Annotated in this window: 16 protein-coding genes; 5 read left to right on the forward strand and 11 right to left on the reverse strand. The window is 30.8% G+C overall.

The window, feature by feature from the left end:
- Nucleotides 1-737 precede the first annotated feature (737 nt).
- Complete coding sequence (locus tag MW871_RS15355) at nucleotides 738-1,973, reverse strand: ABC transporter permease (protein ID WP_248429295.1); 1,236 nt, start codon at nucleotides 1,971-1,973, stop codon at nucleotides 738-740.
- A 129-nt stretch (nucleotides 1,974-2,102) separates the two neighbouring features.
- Nucleotides 2,103-2,597, reverse strand: a complete 495-nt coding sequence (locus MW871_RS15360; protein ID WP_248429296.1) for a YkgJ family cysteine cluster protein — start codon at nucleotides 2,595-2,597, stop codon at nucleotides 2,103-2,105.
- Nucleotides 2,598-2,675: 78 nt separating this feature from the next.
- Between MW871_RS15360 and MW871_RS15365 the strand changes: the two genes are divergently transcribed.
- Complete coding sequence (locus MW871_RS15365; protein WP_248429297.1) at nucleotides 2,676-3,392, forward strand: class I SAM-dependent methyltransferase; 717 nt, start codon at nucleotides 2,676-2,678, stop codon at nucleotides 3,390-3,392.
- 143 nt (nucleotides 3,393-3,535) lie between these two features.
- On the opposite strand, the gene MW871_RS15370 is transcribed toward MW871_RS15365, so the two are convergent.
- The 8 genes from MW871_RS15370 to MW871_RS15410 form a co-directional block, all read right to left on the reverse strand.
- Nucleotides 3,536-3,937, reverse strand: a complete 402-nt coding sequence (locus MW871_RS15370; RefSeq protein ID WP_210646620.1) for a DUF2059 domain-containing protein — start codon at nucleotides 3,935-3,937, stop codon at nucleotides 3,536-3,538.
- Nucleotides 3,938-3,971: 34 nt separating this feature from the next.
- Nucleotides 3,972-4,604: a 7-carboxy-7-deazaguanine synthase QueE gene (locus tag MW871_RS15375; protein ID WP_248429298.1), complete on the reverse strand. Its 633-nt coding sequence runs from the start codon at nucleotides 4,602-4,604 to the stop codon at nucleotides 3,972-3,974.
- A 214-nt stretch (nucleotides 4,605-4,818) separates the two neighbouring features.
- Nucleotides 4,819-6,498 carry a tetratricopeptide repeat protein gene (locus tag MW871_RS15380; RefSeq protein WP_248429299.1) on the reverse strand — a complete coding sequence of 560 codons (1,680 nt, stop codon included), beginning with the start codon at nucleotides 6,496-6,498 and terminating at the stop codon, nucleotides 4,819-4,821.
- Between the two features lie 10 nt (nucleotides 6,499-6,508).
- Nucleotides 6,509-7,420: a substrate-binding domain-containing protein gene (locus MW871_RS15385; protein ID WP_248429300.1), complete on the reverse strand. Its 912-nt coding sequence runs from the start codon at nucleotides 7,418-7,420 to the stop codon at nucleotides 6,509-6,511.
- 233 nt (nucleotides 7,421-7,653) lie between these two features.
- Nucleotides 7,654-8,451 (reverse strand): energy transducer TonB, encoded by a 798-nt coding sequence (locus MW871_RS15395; RefSeq protein WP_188051288.1) that lies wholly within the window; start codon nucleotides 8,449-8,451, stop codon nucleotides 7,654-7,656.
- A 38-nt stretch (nucleotides 8,452-8,489) separates the two neighbouring features.
- Complete coding sequence (locus MW871_RS15400) at nucleotides 8,490-9,041, reverse strand: ExbD/TolR family protein (protein ID WP_188051289.1); 552 nt, start codon at nucleotides 9,039-9,041, stop codon at nucleotides 8,490-8,492.
- Nucleotides 9,042-9,063: 22 nt separating this feature from the next.
- Nucleotides 9,064-9,660, reverse strand: coding sequence for an ExbD/TolR family protein (locus tag MW871_RS15405; RefSeq protein WP_236023965.1), 597 nt, complete (start codon nucleotides 9,658-9,660; stop codon nucleotides 9,064-9,066).
- Between the two features lie 88 nt (nucleotides 9,661-9,748).
- Nucleotides 9,749-10,567, reverse strand: coding sequence for a MotA/TolQ/ExbB proton channel family protein (locus tag MW871_RS15410; RefSeq protein WP_188051291.1), 819 nt, complete (start codon nucleotides 10,565-10,567; stop codon nucleotides 9,749-9,751).
- 371 nt (nucleotides 10,568-10,938) lie between these two features.
- On the opposite strand from MW871_RS15410, the gene MW871_RS15415 reads away from it, so the two are divergent.
- The 4 genes from MW871_RS15415 to MW871_RS15430 all read left to right on the forward strand — a co-directional run bounded on the left by MW871_RS15415 (nucleotide 10,939) and on the right by MW871_RS15430 (nucleotide 15,204).
- Nucleotides 10,939-12,453: a helicase HerA-like domain-containing protein gene (locus tag MW871_RS15415; RefSeq protein WP_248429301.1), complete on the forward strand. Its 1,515-nt coding sequence runs from the start codon at nucleotides 10,939-10,941 to the stop codon at nucleotides 12,451-12,453.
- Nucleotides 12,454-12,514: 61 nt separating this feature from the next.
- The gene (locus tag MW871_RS15420; protein WP_210646624.1) at nucleotides 12,515-12,877 is read left to right on the forward strand and encodes a cupin domain-containing protein; all 363 of its coding nucleotides are present in this window, start codon (nucleotides 12,515-12,517) and stop codon (nucleotides 12,875-12,877) included.
- A 42-nt stretch (nucleotides 12,878-12,919) separates the two neighbouring features.
- Nucleotides 12,920-14,179, forward strand: a complete 1,260-nt coding sequence (locus MW871_RS15425) for an NAD(P)/FAD-dependent oxidoreductase (protein WP_248429302.1) — start codon at nucleotides 12,920-12,922, stop codon at nucleotides 14,177-14,179.
- A gap of 476 nt (nucleotides 14,180-14,655) precedes the next feature.
- A complete protein-coding gene (locus tag MW871_RS15430) occupies nucleotides 14,656-15,204 on the forward strand; it encodes a DUF6646 family protein (protein WP_248429303.1) in 549 nt (182 codons plus the stop codon).
- A gap of 157 nt (nucleotides 15,205-15,361) precedes the next feature.
- Here the strand turns inward: MW871_RS15430 and MW871_RS15435 are convergent, their stop codons facing one another.
- Nucleotides 15,362-16,699 (reverse strand): FAD-dependent oxidoreductase, encoded by a 1,338-nt coding sequence (locus MW871_RS15435; protein WP_248429304.1) that lies wholly within the window; start codon nucleotides 16,697-16,699, stop codon nucleotides 15,362-15,364.
- Nucleotides 16,700-16,720: the final 21 nt, after the last annotated feature.

A 16,720-nucleotide genomic window follows, 5' to 3' on the forward strand; every position in this document is an offset into this window, starting at 1 on the left:
TTACTACTGTTTCATTTAAAGAGCTGAAAATCTGATTTTTGAATGTGATATTTTTTTTCTAAACATCTACTCCACTCTTCTAAATACAATCTAAAAAAGGGTTTTATCCTCTTTTATTGGCTTTGTATATACTATTTGCTCTTCTACCTTTGGCAATAATCCTCCTTAAAGCTACCTATTATATAAAGCGAAGTCATTTTAAACACTCCTATCTTCTTTAATTATTGCTATTCTTACCTTATATATAGGTACAACGATACTAGAATTTACATTAACACTGTTTTTTACACCTATATATAGGTAGGAGTTTCTTATTTAGCCACAATCAAATGTCAATATAATATCGCGTAATGCAATTCTCTTTGAAATCTAAAAACACTTAAGGATTGCTATTCTTGTATTATATATAGATAACGCGATACTAGGATTTATAAAACCGCTGTTTTTTACACCTATATATAAGTAGGTGTTTTTTTCTTACCTATATATAGGTGTAGTAATCTTATTGAGCAGACTCAGATCTAGAATAGTAAATTGTTTATTAAGTCTAACCTTTTCTAAACGTCTGAGAAAAACAAAATTGCGTTAGGGATAGCAGTGTAAAGCCCACAGTCAAGTGAAGTGCAACGGAACTTGACGAGGACTTGAAGCGAATAGCCCGACCCATTCTAAAAAAGAGGTTATAACCGAACTCGGATATAGCCTCTTTTTTAGAATGGGAAACGCCAAAAGGAAAATCAATCAAAACGAATGGCTTTTACAGGTGAAATTTTAGTTATTATGTAAGAAGGGATTAGTAACACCAAGAAGCATATACCAATAGTTAAAAAGTTTAGTGCTATGATATATCCCCAATTAAGATATACTGGCGCTTGATCAACATAATAGTTTTCAGGATTTAATTTAATTATTCCAAAATGCTGTTGAATCAATAAAAGTGAAATTCCAATCAAATTTCCCCAAAAAAGCCCTCTTATTATAAGATAAAAAGCATTGTACAAAAATATTTTTCTAACAGACCAATTATCTGCTCCCAGTGCTTTTAATATCCCTATCATTTGGGTTCGCTCGAGTATTAATACTAATAGTGCAACTACCATATTAATGGTGGCCACTAAAATCATAACTACTAAAATAACGATAATATTAAAGTCGAATAATTGAAGCCATTCAAATATATAACTGTATTTTTCGATAATAGTTTTTGTATCTAATGTAGAGCCTGTTTGTTCATAAACTTGCTCCCCTTTTACTTTTATGTCATTAAAATTATCTAAAAAAACTTCGAATGCTCCAACTTCATCAGCGTTCCATTTATTTATACGTTGAAGATGTCTAATATCTCCAATTATATAAGTAGCATCAAATTCTTGAAACCCAGAATTAAAAATACCTGTAATTTTGAACCTTCTACTGATTGGAAGTTTGTTTTGCTCTTCTTTTATAAAAAAGGTATTAAATGAATCACCAACTTTTAGATTTAATCTATTAGCAAGAAACTGTGATATCACTACTTCTTCATTGAGGTTTTTAGAAAAATCAGGAATTCTACCGGAAACTAAGTATTCTTTTATATTATTCCACTTGTAATCTTTTCCTACTCCTTTGAGAACAATTCCTTCGAAAGCATTCTCAGTTCTAATAATTCCCGCTTTGGTAGCAATAGCTTGTATGTGATTTATCCCACTAACTGAATTAAATTTGGGATAAAAATCCTGTTTTTTAGAAATAGGAACAAGTGTAACTTCGGATAGATTATTATCATAATTTGAAATAATAATATGCCCATTGAAAGCAGAGATTTTCTCCCGAATTTTTTGTTGCAATCCGATTCCAGTTGCTACTGAAATTATCATCATGATCATGCCAATTGCAATTGCTGAAATTGCAATTTTTATAATTGGCGCTGATATACTGCTTTTATAATCTTTGGCAGTAATAAGTCTTTTGGCTATAAAATATTCTAAATTCAAATTGATACTATTTCTAATTATAATTGCTAATTTTCATTTATGGGTTTAATCAAAAATACAGCTAAACCCCGGATTTGGCTATTTGCTGCCAAAAAAACCCTATAAGAATAAAACTTAAAAAAAGATTCTTTATAAAGGTAATTTTTTTTTCATGTTTTCGACTATATTAAAAGCGGCTGGACAGATAGCAACATTTTTCAAAGTAAGATCTGTGATTTGCTGAAATTTCTTTCTATCTGTATGTGGAAATTCACGACAGGCTTTCGGTCGTACGTCATAAATAAAGCAAGTATTGTCTTGATCTAAAAAAGTACATGGTACACTTTGTAAAACATAATCTTGATCTTCATCAATTCTTAAATATTGCTCAATAAACTGTTGTGGTTTTTGTTTTAAATACTTAGCAACGCGTTCGATATCTGCAGAGGTAAATAATGGCCCAGTTGTTTTACAGCAGTTAGCACATTTTAAACAGTCTGTTTTTTTGAATTCAGTATCATGTAAATCTTGCATTACATAATCTAAATTTTTTGGTGTCTTTTTTTTGAGCTTATCAAAATACTTTTTGTTTTCGATATGCTTATCTTTGGCTTCTTTAGGAAGTTCGTTTAAAGTAGGTTTCAATATAAAAGTTTAAATTTTCTACAAAAATAACACTTTTTAAATCAGGATAATAGATTAATGAATTTTGAATTAAAAATAATGAAAGACCTTTTTGGCAAAGCCATACTTGATTATCAAACTAATAATTCTCCCGAGGATTTAATTACTGAAACTACCATCTCTGAAGAAGATGAAATGTCTGTTGCATATTTATTTCGTTCTTATAAAGAAATGCCGTTTTTAGAACAAAAAGCGATGCAACTTACTCATGGAAAAACATTAGATGTAGGATGTGGTGCAGGAAGTCACAGTTTGTATTTACAAAATGAAAAAAAACTCAATGTTCACTCGATTGATATTTCTCCAAATGCGATAAAAGCTTGTCAACTTAGAGGTGTAAAAAACGCACTGATTCAAAACGTTCTCGAAATAGACTCTTCCAATCCTGAAAATAAATTTGACACTATATTATTATTAATGAATGGCACTGGTATATTTGGAAGCTTAAAAAATACATCTCAATATTTGCTTGGCCTAAAAAAATTATTAAAACCAAATGGACAAATCCTGATTGACAGTTCTGATATCATTTACATGTTTGATGAGGATGAAGAAGGAGCTTTTGCGATTCCCGCAAATGGTTATTACGGAGAATTGGAATTTAGTGTAACTTATAAAGGCGAAAAAGAAGACACATTCCCTTGGCTATATTTAGATTATAATACGTTACAGAATGCTGCATTTGCTAATGGATTGCAATGCGAAATGAAATTAGAGGGAGAACATTATGATTACTTAGCGAGATTATTCATTTAATAAAAAAAATAAAATATTTTAATATCTTTAAATACCAAACTTAAAATATACAGCTTGAATTTTTGTATAACTTAAAAAATGTATGTAATTTAAAATAAAAAAGCCCAAATCTAAGATTTGGGCTTTTTTATTTTAATTATAAATTATTGCATGTATTTCATCATTATGGTTTGTAAATCTCCACCCCATTCTTGACCAGCAGCTGTTGATTTTTTATATATTACACCAGATGAACTAGAAATTTTCTTTCCTAAAGGTGACTGATAAAATTTCAACATTTCTTTAACCTCCTCTTGTGTATAGGTCTCCATGTAAATTTTAGCAAGTTTTTCATACAATGAGGGCAAGCTAGCATCAAATTCTTTTGAAAATTCCTCTTTTTTTAATTCTGGAATATTTTGCATTATTTGTTCCTTTGCCATCTGCATTGGACCGGCTGCACCAGACATTTGTATCACTTTTAACGCTTCAGCCTTAAATGAATCTTGAGCCGAAACTATATTTACTACTAAAACTAATACGGATGTTATAAATATTTTTTTCATATTGTGTGTTTTTTCACACCAAATATAAACTTTTTTATGGAATATTTAAATATTTATGTGTTTGTAATGATACACGCCATTTAGGATTTTTCATTACATAGTCAACAATTAACGGTGTCATTTCATCATTTTTGCTCCACTCAGGTTGCAGAAATAAAATAGCGTTTGAATTAACCTTTTCAGCTTGTTCTTCTGCAAAAATAAAATCATGTTTGTTATGAATAATCACTTTTAATTCATTTGCATTATCATATACCGTTTCTGTAGGTAATTTATTTTTTTTGGGCGAAAGACAAATCCAGTCCCAAGTGCCAGACAAAGGATAAGCACCAGATGTTTCTATATGAACTTTTAAATCTTGCTCTTTAAGTTTTTGCGTTAGCAAAGTCATATCCCACATTAATGGTTCACCTCCAGTTACTACAACAGTTTCAGAATACTTACTAGCATTAGAAACTATTAGATCAATACTTGTAGGCGGATGCAATTCTGCATTCCAACTTTCTTTAACATCACACCAGTGACAACCAACATCACAACCACCTATCCTAATAAAATATGCTGCAGTCCCTGTATGAAATCCTTCCCCTTGAATTGTGTAAAACTCCTCCATCAAGGGCAACATCATTCCTTTATTTACTTCTAATTGTACTTCTTTTGATAACATTTACTTAATTTAAAATGCAAAGATAGTTAATTTGAGAAGGAGTCAATTTGAAAACAAGTAGTAATGTACTAAAATTTAACAGCACCAAAAATGTTTTTAAAAATTATAATAGAAGCCTTATAAAAAAACACACATCTAATTTTTAAAAAAATAAACATAAAAAAACCGATGGCTAAATTACCATCGGTTTAAAATTAAACAGATTAACCGTTTACTATTTTAATATTTTTATAGACTCTGTAGCATAACTATTCGTAGGATCTATTGCTAGTGTTTTCTTAAAATACTCAATCGCTTTTGGTTTATCAGTATTAGCAAAACTAGCTGCCATATTGTTATAGCATTCAATAATTTTAGTTTTAACAGCTGGCTTAGCTAACTCATCTGGACCTAATTCAGTAGTTTTAGCAACATAATCTTCATAATTCTTCACCATGACATCATCTTTATCAAGCAATCTATTTGTTCTTGCTCTATAAAGATAAGCTTCTAGGTAAGTTGGAGAAGCTACTAATACTTTTTCAAAAGCAGCGTCGGCTTTTTGTAAAGCAACAGTATCAACTTTTACATCTTTACCTTTATTAATATTAGCATAATAGTTAGCTAAACCATAATAAACGTTGTCATCAAGGAAACTTGCAGATTCTTTAGTATTAGCACCAAATTCAAAAATAGCTGCAGCTTCATTGTAAAGCTTTTGTGTAAACATTTTTTTACCAACTTCAGTTAAGTCCTGAACAGCCAAAGGTTCCATTTCAATAGCTTTTTTCACATCTACTAAACCAGCTTGAAATGCTACTGGATCTATAGTTGCACCATCAGCACTTGTTCCCTTTTTTATCTTAGTCAACCCTAAATATAAATAATCTAATGCAATTGGTTTATTACCTGGAGCATTAATAAAATTTTCTAATGATTTGATTGCTACATCTACGTTTCCATTTTTATAGGCAGCATATCCTAAATAACGATAAATTCTAGGATTAACTTTATCCAATTCACTCATCTTGTTAGCTTCAGCTTCAAGAGCAACATAATCTTCAACTAATATTAAGAAATCTGCACGACGCATTCTAGAGTGAATAGAATAATCCGTTAATGACATGTATTTATCATAATATCCTATAGCCGTTTTATAATTCGCTGATGCTTGAGAAGGTTTATTACGAGCGATTTTATAATAAGTTTCTGCTAACTCTCTATAAACTGGTCCGTAATTAGGATTGATAGCAATTACTTCATTGTATGCTTTAAGTGCTTCATCATAAGATTTAGCTCCTTTTAATAAAACACCCAATTGCATTTTAGCTCTCAATAAAGAATTATCAGCTTGAAAAGCACTTCTATAAGCTACATAGGCTTCATTTTGTTTCCCATCACCATAATATGCATCACCTAATGCCAATTGTAATTGTGCATCTTGCGCATTAACAGCAACTGCTTTATTTAAAATAGTTAAAGCATTTTTATAATCAGGCTTATCTGCATTCATATAAGCTCTTGCTATATAAATATATTCCTGAATATCTTTCTTTTTAACGTCTTTAGTTGCTAAAGCAAATTTAGCTTGAGCGGCAGAAACATCATTTTTGTCTAAATCTATTTGACCTAAACCAATATTATTAAGTTTACCGTTATCAGATGCGCTTAATCCCTTTTCAAAAAATATTTTAGCAGAATCTTGAACGTTCTGATTTAGATAAATAGTACCTAAAGTAAAGTAAGCATTACCATTAGAAGGTTTATCTTTTATAATAGATTTTAATATAGATTTAGCACTTTCAAATTGCTCTGCATCAACAGCTTTCTTGGCTTGATTGATATCTTGTGCTTGAACTGAATAAGTTGAAGCTAATATGGCAACACTAAACGTTGCAAATTTATTTATGCTCATTGTAGTTAATTTAATTTTCATCATTTTGGCTTTTAGTTATTATAAAGTTCCTCGTAGGAATTCTTATGGGTAGCAACCCTGATTTTAAAATTATTCTTTGTCCAATGTCTCCACCAACAAATGAGGCAAATCCCATTCCTAATCCAGAATATCCTTGACAATTTATAATATACAAATCACGTGCCAAAGGATACTTTTTTTCTGCTATATCGTTTTGGGTTGGTAAATAAGATTGACTTCCTTTAAGATCTTTAACCCTCAAAGTATTTACATTATCAATATATTTTTTCATTGATGGCTTAGGTTGTGAAAGCCAATTTACGCCAATTACTCCAATAATACCATCATTTTCTGAAACATACTTTATCACTTCATCGTTTGTCTTGAAAGAAAAAACTCCTTTCTCAGGAACAGATTTAATACCAGCGATTTCATTGATATATCTGACTGTACTAGAATTCAAATTGTCAAAAACCAGACCCTTAATAGATGGTGTAGCCTTACCTTGCATAAAACTTATTACATCTTTTAATTCTACAATAGAATCTTTCGTATTCTTGTTAGAAATAAAAGCAATAGCATCGGTTGCAAAAGGGGTTACTTTTGGATTGATATTTCGCTGTTTAAAAACCTTAAGCTCTTCACTGGTCAAATCTCTAGATAAAATAGCAATACTCCCTTTTTGTTTAAACAATGAATTAACAGTTTCTGACTCCGATTTTGATACAAGTTTAATTTTTGCATCATAATTACTTTCAAAAACTGCTACTTGATCTTCAATAATAGGAGTTAACGTTTCATCAACATAAATTATTGCAGAACCTTTTAAAATTGTTTCTTGGTTCTTCGAACTTTCTTTTTGATTGCATCCAAACACAACTAAAAAAAATACAAAACATAAAAGCTTACTAATATTTCTCATTAACTAGTCTTTATTATCATTAATTATACGAAAAAATCTAAAGGAAGCATATGCAATAAGTATAATTCCAAATGCAATCCTAGCAGTAAGATTCATTGCTAAAGGAAAATTATTCATAAATATAACAAATAGACCTAAAACAAAATAAACCAAAAAAAACAAAATTCCTAAAACAAGAAGAAATCGCTCTTTAAGCGATTTCTTCTTAATATTATTAAATATGTTATCTAACATTATTGTGCAGATTGTATAGTAATAGGTAATGAATAAAGTACTCTTACTTTTTTACCGTTTTGCTCTCCAGGAGTCCATTTTGGACATTTTTTTAAAACACGGATAGCCTCTTTTCCTGTACCATAACCAATATCTCTAATTACTTTGATATCTGTTAATGAACCATCTTTCTCAACTACAAAAGTTACATATACTTTTCCTTTCAAACCTTCTTCTTCTGGAGTTTGATAGTTATTACCAACAAATTTGTAAAACTTATCAATACCACCTGGGAAATCAGGTTTAACCTCAATACCAGCGGTATTATAGATTGAATTATCTACTTCCTCAACAACGGCTGCAGTTCCAGTACCAACTGGTTCTACTGTTAAGATAGCATCAGGATCTCCTTTAATAGTTTCAGCTCCTAATTTTTTTTCTTTTAATTCAACCGTCTTAGGTGGTTCTTCTGTTACTTCGTCTGCTTTTGCTACTATTGGCTTAACAAATTTTACTTGGTCAACCTTAGGTGGCGGTGGCGGTGGCGGAGGAACATTTTCTTTTATTATCTCTTTCTTAGGCGGCAACTTAATACTAACAATTTTAGTATCTAGAGTAACATCTTTATCAGCTGAATTAGGCAACCAACTTAAAATAAGCGGTAAGCTAACCAATATGATAAAAACAATTGCACCAAAGATAAGCGCTCTAACGGCAGTCTTGTTATTTGATTTCCTTAGTTCGTAAGCGCCATAAGCTTTATTACGACCTTCGAAAACAATATCAAGCCATTGGTTTGTGAATATATCTAATTTCATTTTTCTTGATTATTAGGTTATAGAGTAATAAGCAAATCTTATTTATTACCTTCTAACAATTTTAATTCCTCTGGTGAAAAATCATTAACAATTGCGTTTGAAGGTACTCCAACAATTGCCATCTCATCTAATATATCTACTAAATTACGATAATTTGATTTTTTACTTGGTTTAATAATTACAATTAAACCTTTGTCTTTGTTCCCGGTATATTGTACTACTGACTCTTTTCTTTTCAATAATATTTCACGAATACCATCTTTACCATAAGATACATCTGTTGGACCAGCAATTGGAGTTGCTAGAAGACCCATGTAATATACCAATTTATTATTTTCACCTAACAAAACTGTTAACGTACGATTCTCATCAACTTTGATTGGCTTTTCTTTAGTTTTGTCGTCTTCTTTGTCAGGCAAACCCAAAGGCATCGATTGTGGTTTAGACAACGTGGTAGTAAGCATAAAGAAGGTAATCAACAAGAAAGCTAAATCAACCATTGCAGTTAAATCTACTTTAGAGTTTGACTTTTTACTTCTTACTTTTCCACCTTTTTTGCCTCCACCGTCGCCAGTATTTAATTCAGCCATTTTAGTGTATTTTTTTTAGTTTTTAGTTTTTTGCTCTTAAACCAGTAACTAGATTGAAGCTATTGATTTTTTGATCTTGTAAAATATCCATTACGCTTTTTATTGCAGGATATTGCTCTTTAGCATCTCCTTTAATAGCAATTTGTAATTCTTTATTATTTACTTTGATATTTGCAATACGAGAATTATAAACCCATTCTTTTAATTGATTATCTAGAGAATCTTTAGGTATACCTGGCTGTAAACCTGGTTTACTTCTATCAGCAGTTTTCATACCGATTAGTTGCTTAAGACTTGTAATTGGAACCCCAATATCTTCCATCAAAGCAAACTTTTGAGATTCTTCAGGAGTAAATTCAACACCGTATTTTTGTCCCATCAAATCAAGAGCCATTTTTCTAACTTCTCTTCCTTTAAGATCGTAGAAAATCTTTCCTTTTCCAACGGTAATGGTAGCTAAATTATCTTCTGGCAACTTTGACTGAACTGTTGACGCAGGAGTATCAACTGGCAATGCTTCAGGTATCTTTGCTGTTGCTGTCATTACAAAGAACGACAACAAAAGAAAAGCCACATCACACATAGCAGTCATATCAGTAGACCCTGCTTTCTTTTTCATTTTTATAGCCATTAATATATTTTTTAATATTTACAAAAAAGTAGTGTTAGTTATCTAACTACTACTTTTTTGTAAATTAAATTATTAATTATTTTTTTGTACTTCTGTAATGTCTGTAAGTATTAACGATTGTATTACCTGCCTCATCAATAGAGTAAGTTAAATCATCAATTTTAGAAGTAAAAAAGTTATAAGAGATAATCGCTAAAGCAGAAGTAGAAATACCAGTAGCAGTATTAATCAATGCCTCAGAAATACCATTTGCAAGAGCAGCTTGATCTGGAGTACCAGCAGCAGATAACGCACTAAATGCTTTAATCATCCCTGTTACTGTTCCTAATAAACCTGCAAGAGTACCTAAAGATACCATAGTTGAAAGCACAGTCATGTGTTTTTCTAACATTGGCATTTCTAATGAAGTAACCTCTTCTATTTCTTTGTGAATAGTTTCAGCAGCAGCTTCACTATCTAATCCTTCATTTTTAACTTCTTGATATTTCAATAAAGCTGATTTTATTGGATTTGCAACAGAACCTTTTTGTTTATCACAAGCAGCGATAGCTGATTCAATATTACCACTTTTAATATCATTTTGTACAGTTTTCATAAAAGTATCAAGGTTTCCTTTTCCTGCAGCTTTAGAAATTACTGCATAACGCTCAAATGAGAAAACGATAACAACTAATAACAAACCTAATAAAACAGGTACAATTGGACCTCCTTTATAAACCATTGCCAACATATTACCTGGTAATGGATGACCAGTATTAACACCACCTTCAAAATTAGCACCATTACCCATTATGAAATTCCAAATCAACCATCCAACAAAAACACATGCTACAATAATGATTCCAGAAATCATTCCTCCACCGTTTGCGCTTTTTTCTTTTTTAACGTTTGCCATTTTTTTTAATTTTAATAGTTTTAAATAAATTATCTTAGTTATATTAAACTTGTAGTGGAGCAAATTTATATTTTTAGTTCAAATAAAAAAACTTTTTTTTATTTTATTGTCATTAAATTTATTTTAAAAACATATCTACACAACTATTTATTGCATTTATATCAGTATATGCAATTAAATTAAATGTTTCATGAGAAATAATTTACGTTTTTATGAATATTTAAAGTAATATTTCAAGATATCACTAGTCAAGCTATAAAGTAATATTTTACGATATTAACAATATAAAAGCAGGAAAACTGCATTATACACTAAAATTGTTACTTCTAGAAAAATATAATATCTTGCGGATGATATTAATTTAAACTATTATGGGTAGAAAAGAGGATTTTGTAAAACATATTTCAGAAGGATACAACTTCAAAGGAGAAAGTATCATATTAGGCGGAGCCATACTTGATGGAGAAGCACTCGCAGATGCACCTATTAAAATTCCATTAAAAACTTTAAATCGTCATGGTTTAATCGCGGGAGCTACAGGAACTGGTAAAACCAAAACAATTCAGGTATTATCAGAACAGTTGTCTAGTTATGGAATCCCAGTTTTAATGATGGACATTAAGGGGGATTTTAGCGGAATAGCAAAAGAAGGCGAAGAGAAATCATTTATTACAGAACGCCACAATAAGATTAATATCCCGTATAGCACAGCAAGCTTCCCTGTTGAATTGCTAACTTTATCTGAGCAAAATGGAGTGCGTTTGCGCGCTACTATTTCTGAGTTTGGACCCGTATTGTTTTCAAGAATTTTAAACTTAAATGATACTCAATCTGGTGTAATCTCTGTTATATTTAAATATTGTGATGATAACAAAATGCCTCTATTAGATTTAAAGGACATTAAAAAAGTAATTAACTATATTACCGAAGAAGGAAAAAGTGAGATCGAACAACATTACGGCAAGATTTCTACATCAACGACAGGAACGATATTAAGAAAAATAATTGAACTTGAACAACAAGGAGCTGATCTTTTTTTTGGTGAAATGTCATTTGATGTAGAAGATTTAATGCGTATTGATAAAAATGGGAAAGGCTACGTCAGTATTTTAAGATTGACTGACATACAAGATAAACCGAAGTTGTTTTCTACATTTATGCTAAGTCTTTTAGCTGAAATTTATCAACAAATGCCAGAAAAAGGAGATGCTGATCAACCAGAATTAGTCATTTTTATTGATGAAGCGCATTTGATTTTTAATGAAGCCAGCAAGGTTTTATTAGAACAAATTGAGACTATTGTAAAACTAATTCGTTCTAAAGGGATCGGAATTTATTTTATTACCCAAAACCCAATGGATATTCCAAGTGGAGTTTTGGCACAACTAGGATTGAAAATTCAACATGCTTTAAGAGCCTTTACGGCTAATGACCGAAAAGCAATAAAGCAGACTGCAGATAATTACCCTAGTTCTGCTTATTATAAAACTGACGAAATACTAACTAGCCTTGGAATAGGAGAAGCTCTTGTTACCGCATTGAATGAAAAAGGAATCCCTACACCTCTTGCTGCTACAATGATGCGTGCGCCCATGAGTAGAATGGACATCCTAACAGAAAGTGAAATACAGGAAATCAATATTAATTCAAAATTAGTTAAAAAATATAGCGAGCTCATTGATCGTGAAAGCGCTTATGAAATTCTAAATAAAAAAATCGCTCATGCTGAAGAAGAATTTGCAACAGAAAATCAAAAAGCAGAAAAAAAACAACCTGAAGGACCTAGTACAGCAACTGTTGTAGGCAAATCAGTTATAAAAGTACTTACAAGCGCCACTTTTATAAGAGGAGTATTTGGAGTACTAAATAAAATGTTTAAAAAATAAAAATTACTAATCCCTTTTTAAAACCTCATTTAAAAAAGGGATTTTTTTATAAAATCTAGTTATGAAAAAATACTTTATCCAAAAATCACCTTTCGTATTTCCTACTACTGATGGAAAATTAATTGAAGAGCATCATGGGCTAGTAGCAACTAATAATTCCGAAATTTCAATTGCGCACATGGTTGCACCACCACATTGGAAAGAACCTTTTCAAACTCCTGAATTTGAAGAATATACTTATATCATAAAAGGCAAAAAGCAATTTATAATTAGGGATGAGATTATTATTTTAGAAGCTGGACAATCTATCAAAATAGATAAGAACACACGAGTTCAGTATTCTAATCCTTTTGATGAAATATGCGAATATATTGCCATTTGTACTCCAGCATTTTCTATAGAAAAAGTTAATAGAGAAGAATGAATCTTTTAAAAATTATATCTTTATACCTATAACTAAAAAGGCATGAAAATTCAAAAAAAAATTATAATTGTTGGAGCTGGTTTTGCTGGCTTGCGTTTGGCTCAGGATTTACAAAATAGCGACTTTGATGTATTATTAATTGACAAGAACAATTATCATCAATTCCAGCCATTAATGTATCAAGTAGCAACTGCAAGGCTTGAACCTGCAAGCATCTCTTTTCCATTAAGAAAAGTATTTCAACACTCTAAAAACGTGAGAATTAGAATCGCGAGTGTTTTAGGTGTAGATACACAAAATAAAATATTAAAAACGTCAATAGCTGATTTTGATTACGATCATCTTATCATTTCATTTGGTTGTTCAACCAACTATTTCGGAAACGCTGAAATAGAGAAATTTGCTTACCCAATGAAATCTGTTCCTGAGGCTATCCAATTGCGAAATCATATCTTACAGACATTTGAAGACGCTTTAATGGTAGATGGAGACCAATTACAAGCTTTAATGAATTTTGTAATTGTAGGAGGTGGACCAACAGGTGTAGAACTTGCTGGTGCATTAGCAGAAATGAAAAGAAATATTCTTCCTAAAGATTATCCAGATAAGGATTTCTCTAAATTGACTATTTATTTGCTTGAGGGATCACCTAATGTTTTAAACCCAATGAGTGGTGACTCACAAAAAATGTCACGAAAATATTTAGAGGAATTGGGTGTAATTGTAAAAACAAGTTCAATTGTAAGTAAATATGATGGTAAAATAGTCACTTTGCAAAGTGGAGAAATCATCGAATCTAATAACGTAGTTTGGGCAGCAGGAATAGTTGGAAATACTCTTGAAGGAATTCCTTCGGAATGTATCACGAGAGGCAATCGATTTCTTGTTAATCGATTTAATGAAGTAGAAAATCTAAACGGCGTTTACGCTTTAGGTGATATTGCTTTTATGTCTACTCCTAAATACCCAAATGGGCATCCACAAGTTGCTAGTGTAGCGATTGAACAAGCTAAAGTATTGGCCGAAAACTTTAAACGAAGTATAAAAAACAAACCTAGAATCGAATATGAATATCACGATAAAGGTTCAATGGCAACTGTTGGAAAAAGAAAAGCTGTAGTCGATTTGCCTAAATTTAGTTTTCAAGGTAGATTAGCTTGGTTCACTTGGATGTTTATTCACTTAATGTTAATTTTAAGTGTAAAAAACAAACTATCTATTTTTATCAATTGGATGTTTAGTTACTTTAATAACGACAGTACATTACGAGTCATATTAAAATCTGCTTCAAAAAATAAATAAACTAAAAAGGCTCTGAAAAATCAGGGTCTTTTTTATTTATAACCAATATTTATACTTCCTTTTAAAAATAAAAAACTTATCTGTTTCGAGAATTTAGAAACTAAATTTCCTTTCCGTTTAAAATGTTTTAAGCCTTTCTAATCAGTTATTTATTATTTATATGTAAATATTCTTTATTTATTATTAAATGATATGTTCATAAATGGTAAGAAAAAAACTTTCAAAAGCGCAATTAAATTAAAATTCTCATTTCATAACCAAGTAAATTAATGTAAGAAAAAATATCGTTTTTTTTAATTAAACTGACAACCATTCTCCCTTAAATATGTATTTTTGATGACTAAATTTCTCTTTTAAATTTATAACATTAAAAACAAAGTATTTTTTTTATTACTAAAAATTTAAAGAATTTATTAATACTCTATTGAAAAGAGAAGTAAAATATTGACCATTAACAGAATTACAGCTAAATTAAAATGAAAAAAACAATACTTTTATTATGTTTATTATACGCAGGAAACCTATTTTCTCAAGCCTGGGATGAAACTTTTGATGCTAAATATTCTATTGGAGCCACAATTCAAAATAAAGGAATAGGCGCTGAAATTGGTAGTGAGATAGGCATTTCAAATTACTTATCAGTAGCAATCAATATTGGTTATGTAATAAAGACAGAACCTTTAGAGCCCATTTATGATGCTTGGGGTATAAATATTAATAATAGTAAAAATGCTGATTCATTTGAAAAAATGAATATGGCTGCATCACTTAATCTTCACCTTACCCCTTTTTTCAAAATGGATGGAGAGAAGATAGACATGTCAGTCGGTGGAGTAGTCGGAATTAATGGTATTGGTGGACAAGCAGGATTTAAATATTATTTTTCAGAAAATTTTGGACTCTATTTTAGCGGATATTGTCCCATAGTTAAAAAGAGATTCTTTATAGAAGAATCATCTGCAAGAATTTATTATGATTTTTACACTCAGCTTGTTGCAAGCCTTGGTATTTCTTTTAGTCTATAAATTAAATTGATTGATTACTTTTTGATTTATCAGAACATAAAGTAGGTTTTCAATGAAGACTAAATTTAGTTTTGAACCATTACAATTGTAATACAACTAGTATTGTGTTACTTACAGATATAAAAAAAGGGTTCTGAATTTTCAGAGCCCTTTTTATTTACTTTAATAATTCTAAAATCTTATTTTCAACTGCTATTGAATCCCAGATTTTATCAATATTATCCATTTTCAATACTTGTTCCATTATTTCGTTTTGATAATCACCTATCGCTAATGCTTCAGCATAAGGACGATCACTAAAAGTGACTCTACTGTATAATGGAATCCATTTTTCAGGATGTTTGTCTGAGAACCATTTTTCAATTTTCTTCTGTAAAAGGAAATTTTCATCTGCAGTTTTAGAACTCATTTCTAAAAAATTACGATAAGAAAGTTCCGCAATAGCATCTGCATTTGGTTTGCGTGATTTTTCATATTCTGAAAAAATAGTTACCCAATCATCGTCATATTTTTCGATCATCTCATGAAGCACAGTAATGTCTTCAAAACCAGCATTCATTCCTTGTCCATAAAAAGGAACAATAGCATGGCTTGAATCACCTATTAAGGCCACTTTGTCTTTATATGTCCAAGGAAAACATTTCATGGTAACCAGCGTGCTTGTAGGATTATTGAAAAAATCTTCGGTAAGTTTCGGGATTACATCAATTGTATCTGGCAAATTTTTCTCAAAAAAGGCTTCAACAGATGCTTTGTCTTTTAATGACTCAAAGGAGTTTTCCCCTTTAAAAGGCATAAATAAAGTGCACGTAAAACTACCATCAAGATTTGGCAATGCAATTAACATATACTCGCCTCGTGGCCAGATATGGAAAGAATTTTTATCTAATTTATGTGTTCCATCATGGTTTGCAGGAATGTTTAATTCTTTATAACCAATAGGTAAAAATTCTTGCGAATAATCAAACATACTTTGACGCTGCATGCGGTGACGAATTCTAGAGAACGCACCATCTGCACCAAAAACAATATCGTATTTTTTATCCTCCCAAGCACCACGTTCTGTCTCGCCACTGTGAAGTGTTGCATCATCAAGAGAAACATCCCAAATTTTTTGCTCAAAAAAGAATTCTGCTCCTTCGGCTTCCGCCAAATCAATCATTTTTCTATTCAAAACTCCTCTAGATATAGAGTAAATTGATTCTCCTTCTTGACCGTAATTCTGAAAATTTAGTTTGTCTACTAAATGGATAGCCCGTTTATCCATTGGAATTGCTATTTCTCGTATTACATCACCAATATTAACTGCATCAAGCGCTTTCCAGCCCCGATTAGACATCGCTAAATTAATAGAGCGACCTGAAAATTGTATTTTTCTAATATCTGGACTGCGATCATAAACATGAACTTCATGACCTGCTCTACGTAGATAAATAGCTAATAAAGATCCTACTAATCCAGAACCTACAACAGCTATTTTTTTTGAATTTTGCATTAATTATATTTAAAAAGTTCT

Origin of the sequence: Flavobacterium pygoscelis (genome assembly GCF_023162025.1) — a bacterium.
GTDB lineage: Bacteria > Bacteroidota > Bacteroidia > Flavobacteriales > Flavobacteriaceae > Flavobacterium > Flavobacterium pygoscelis.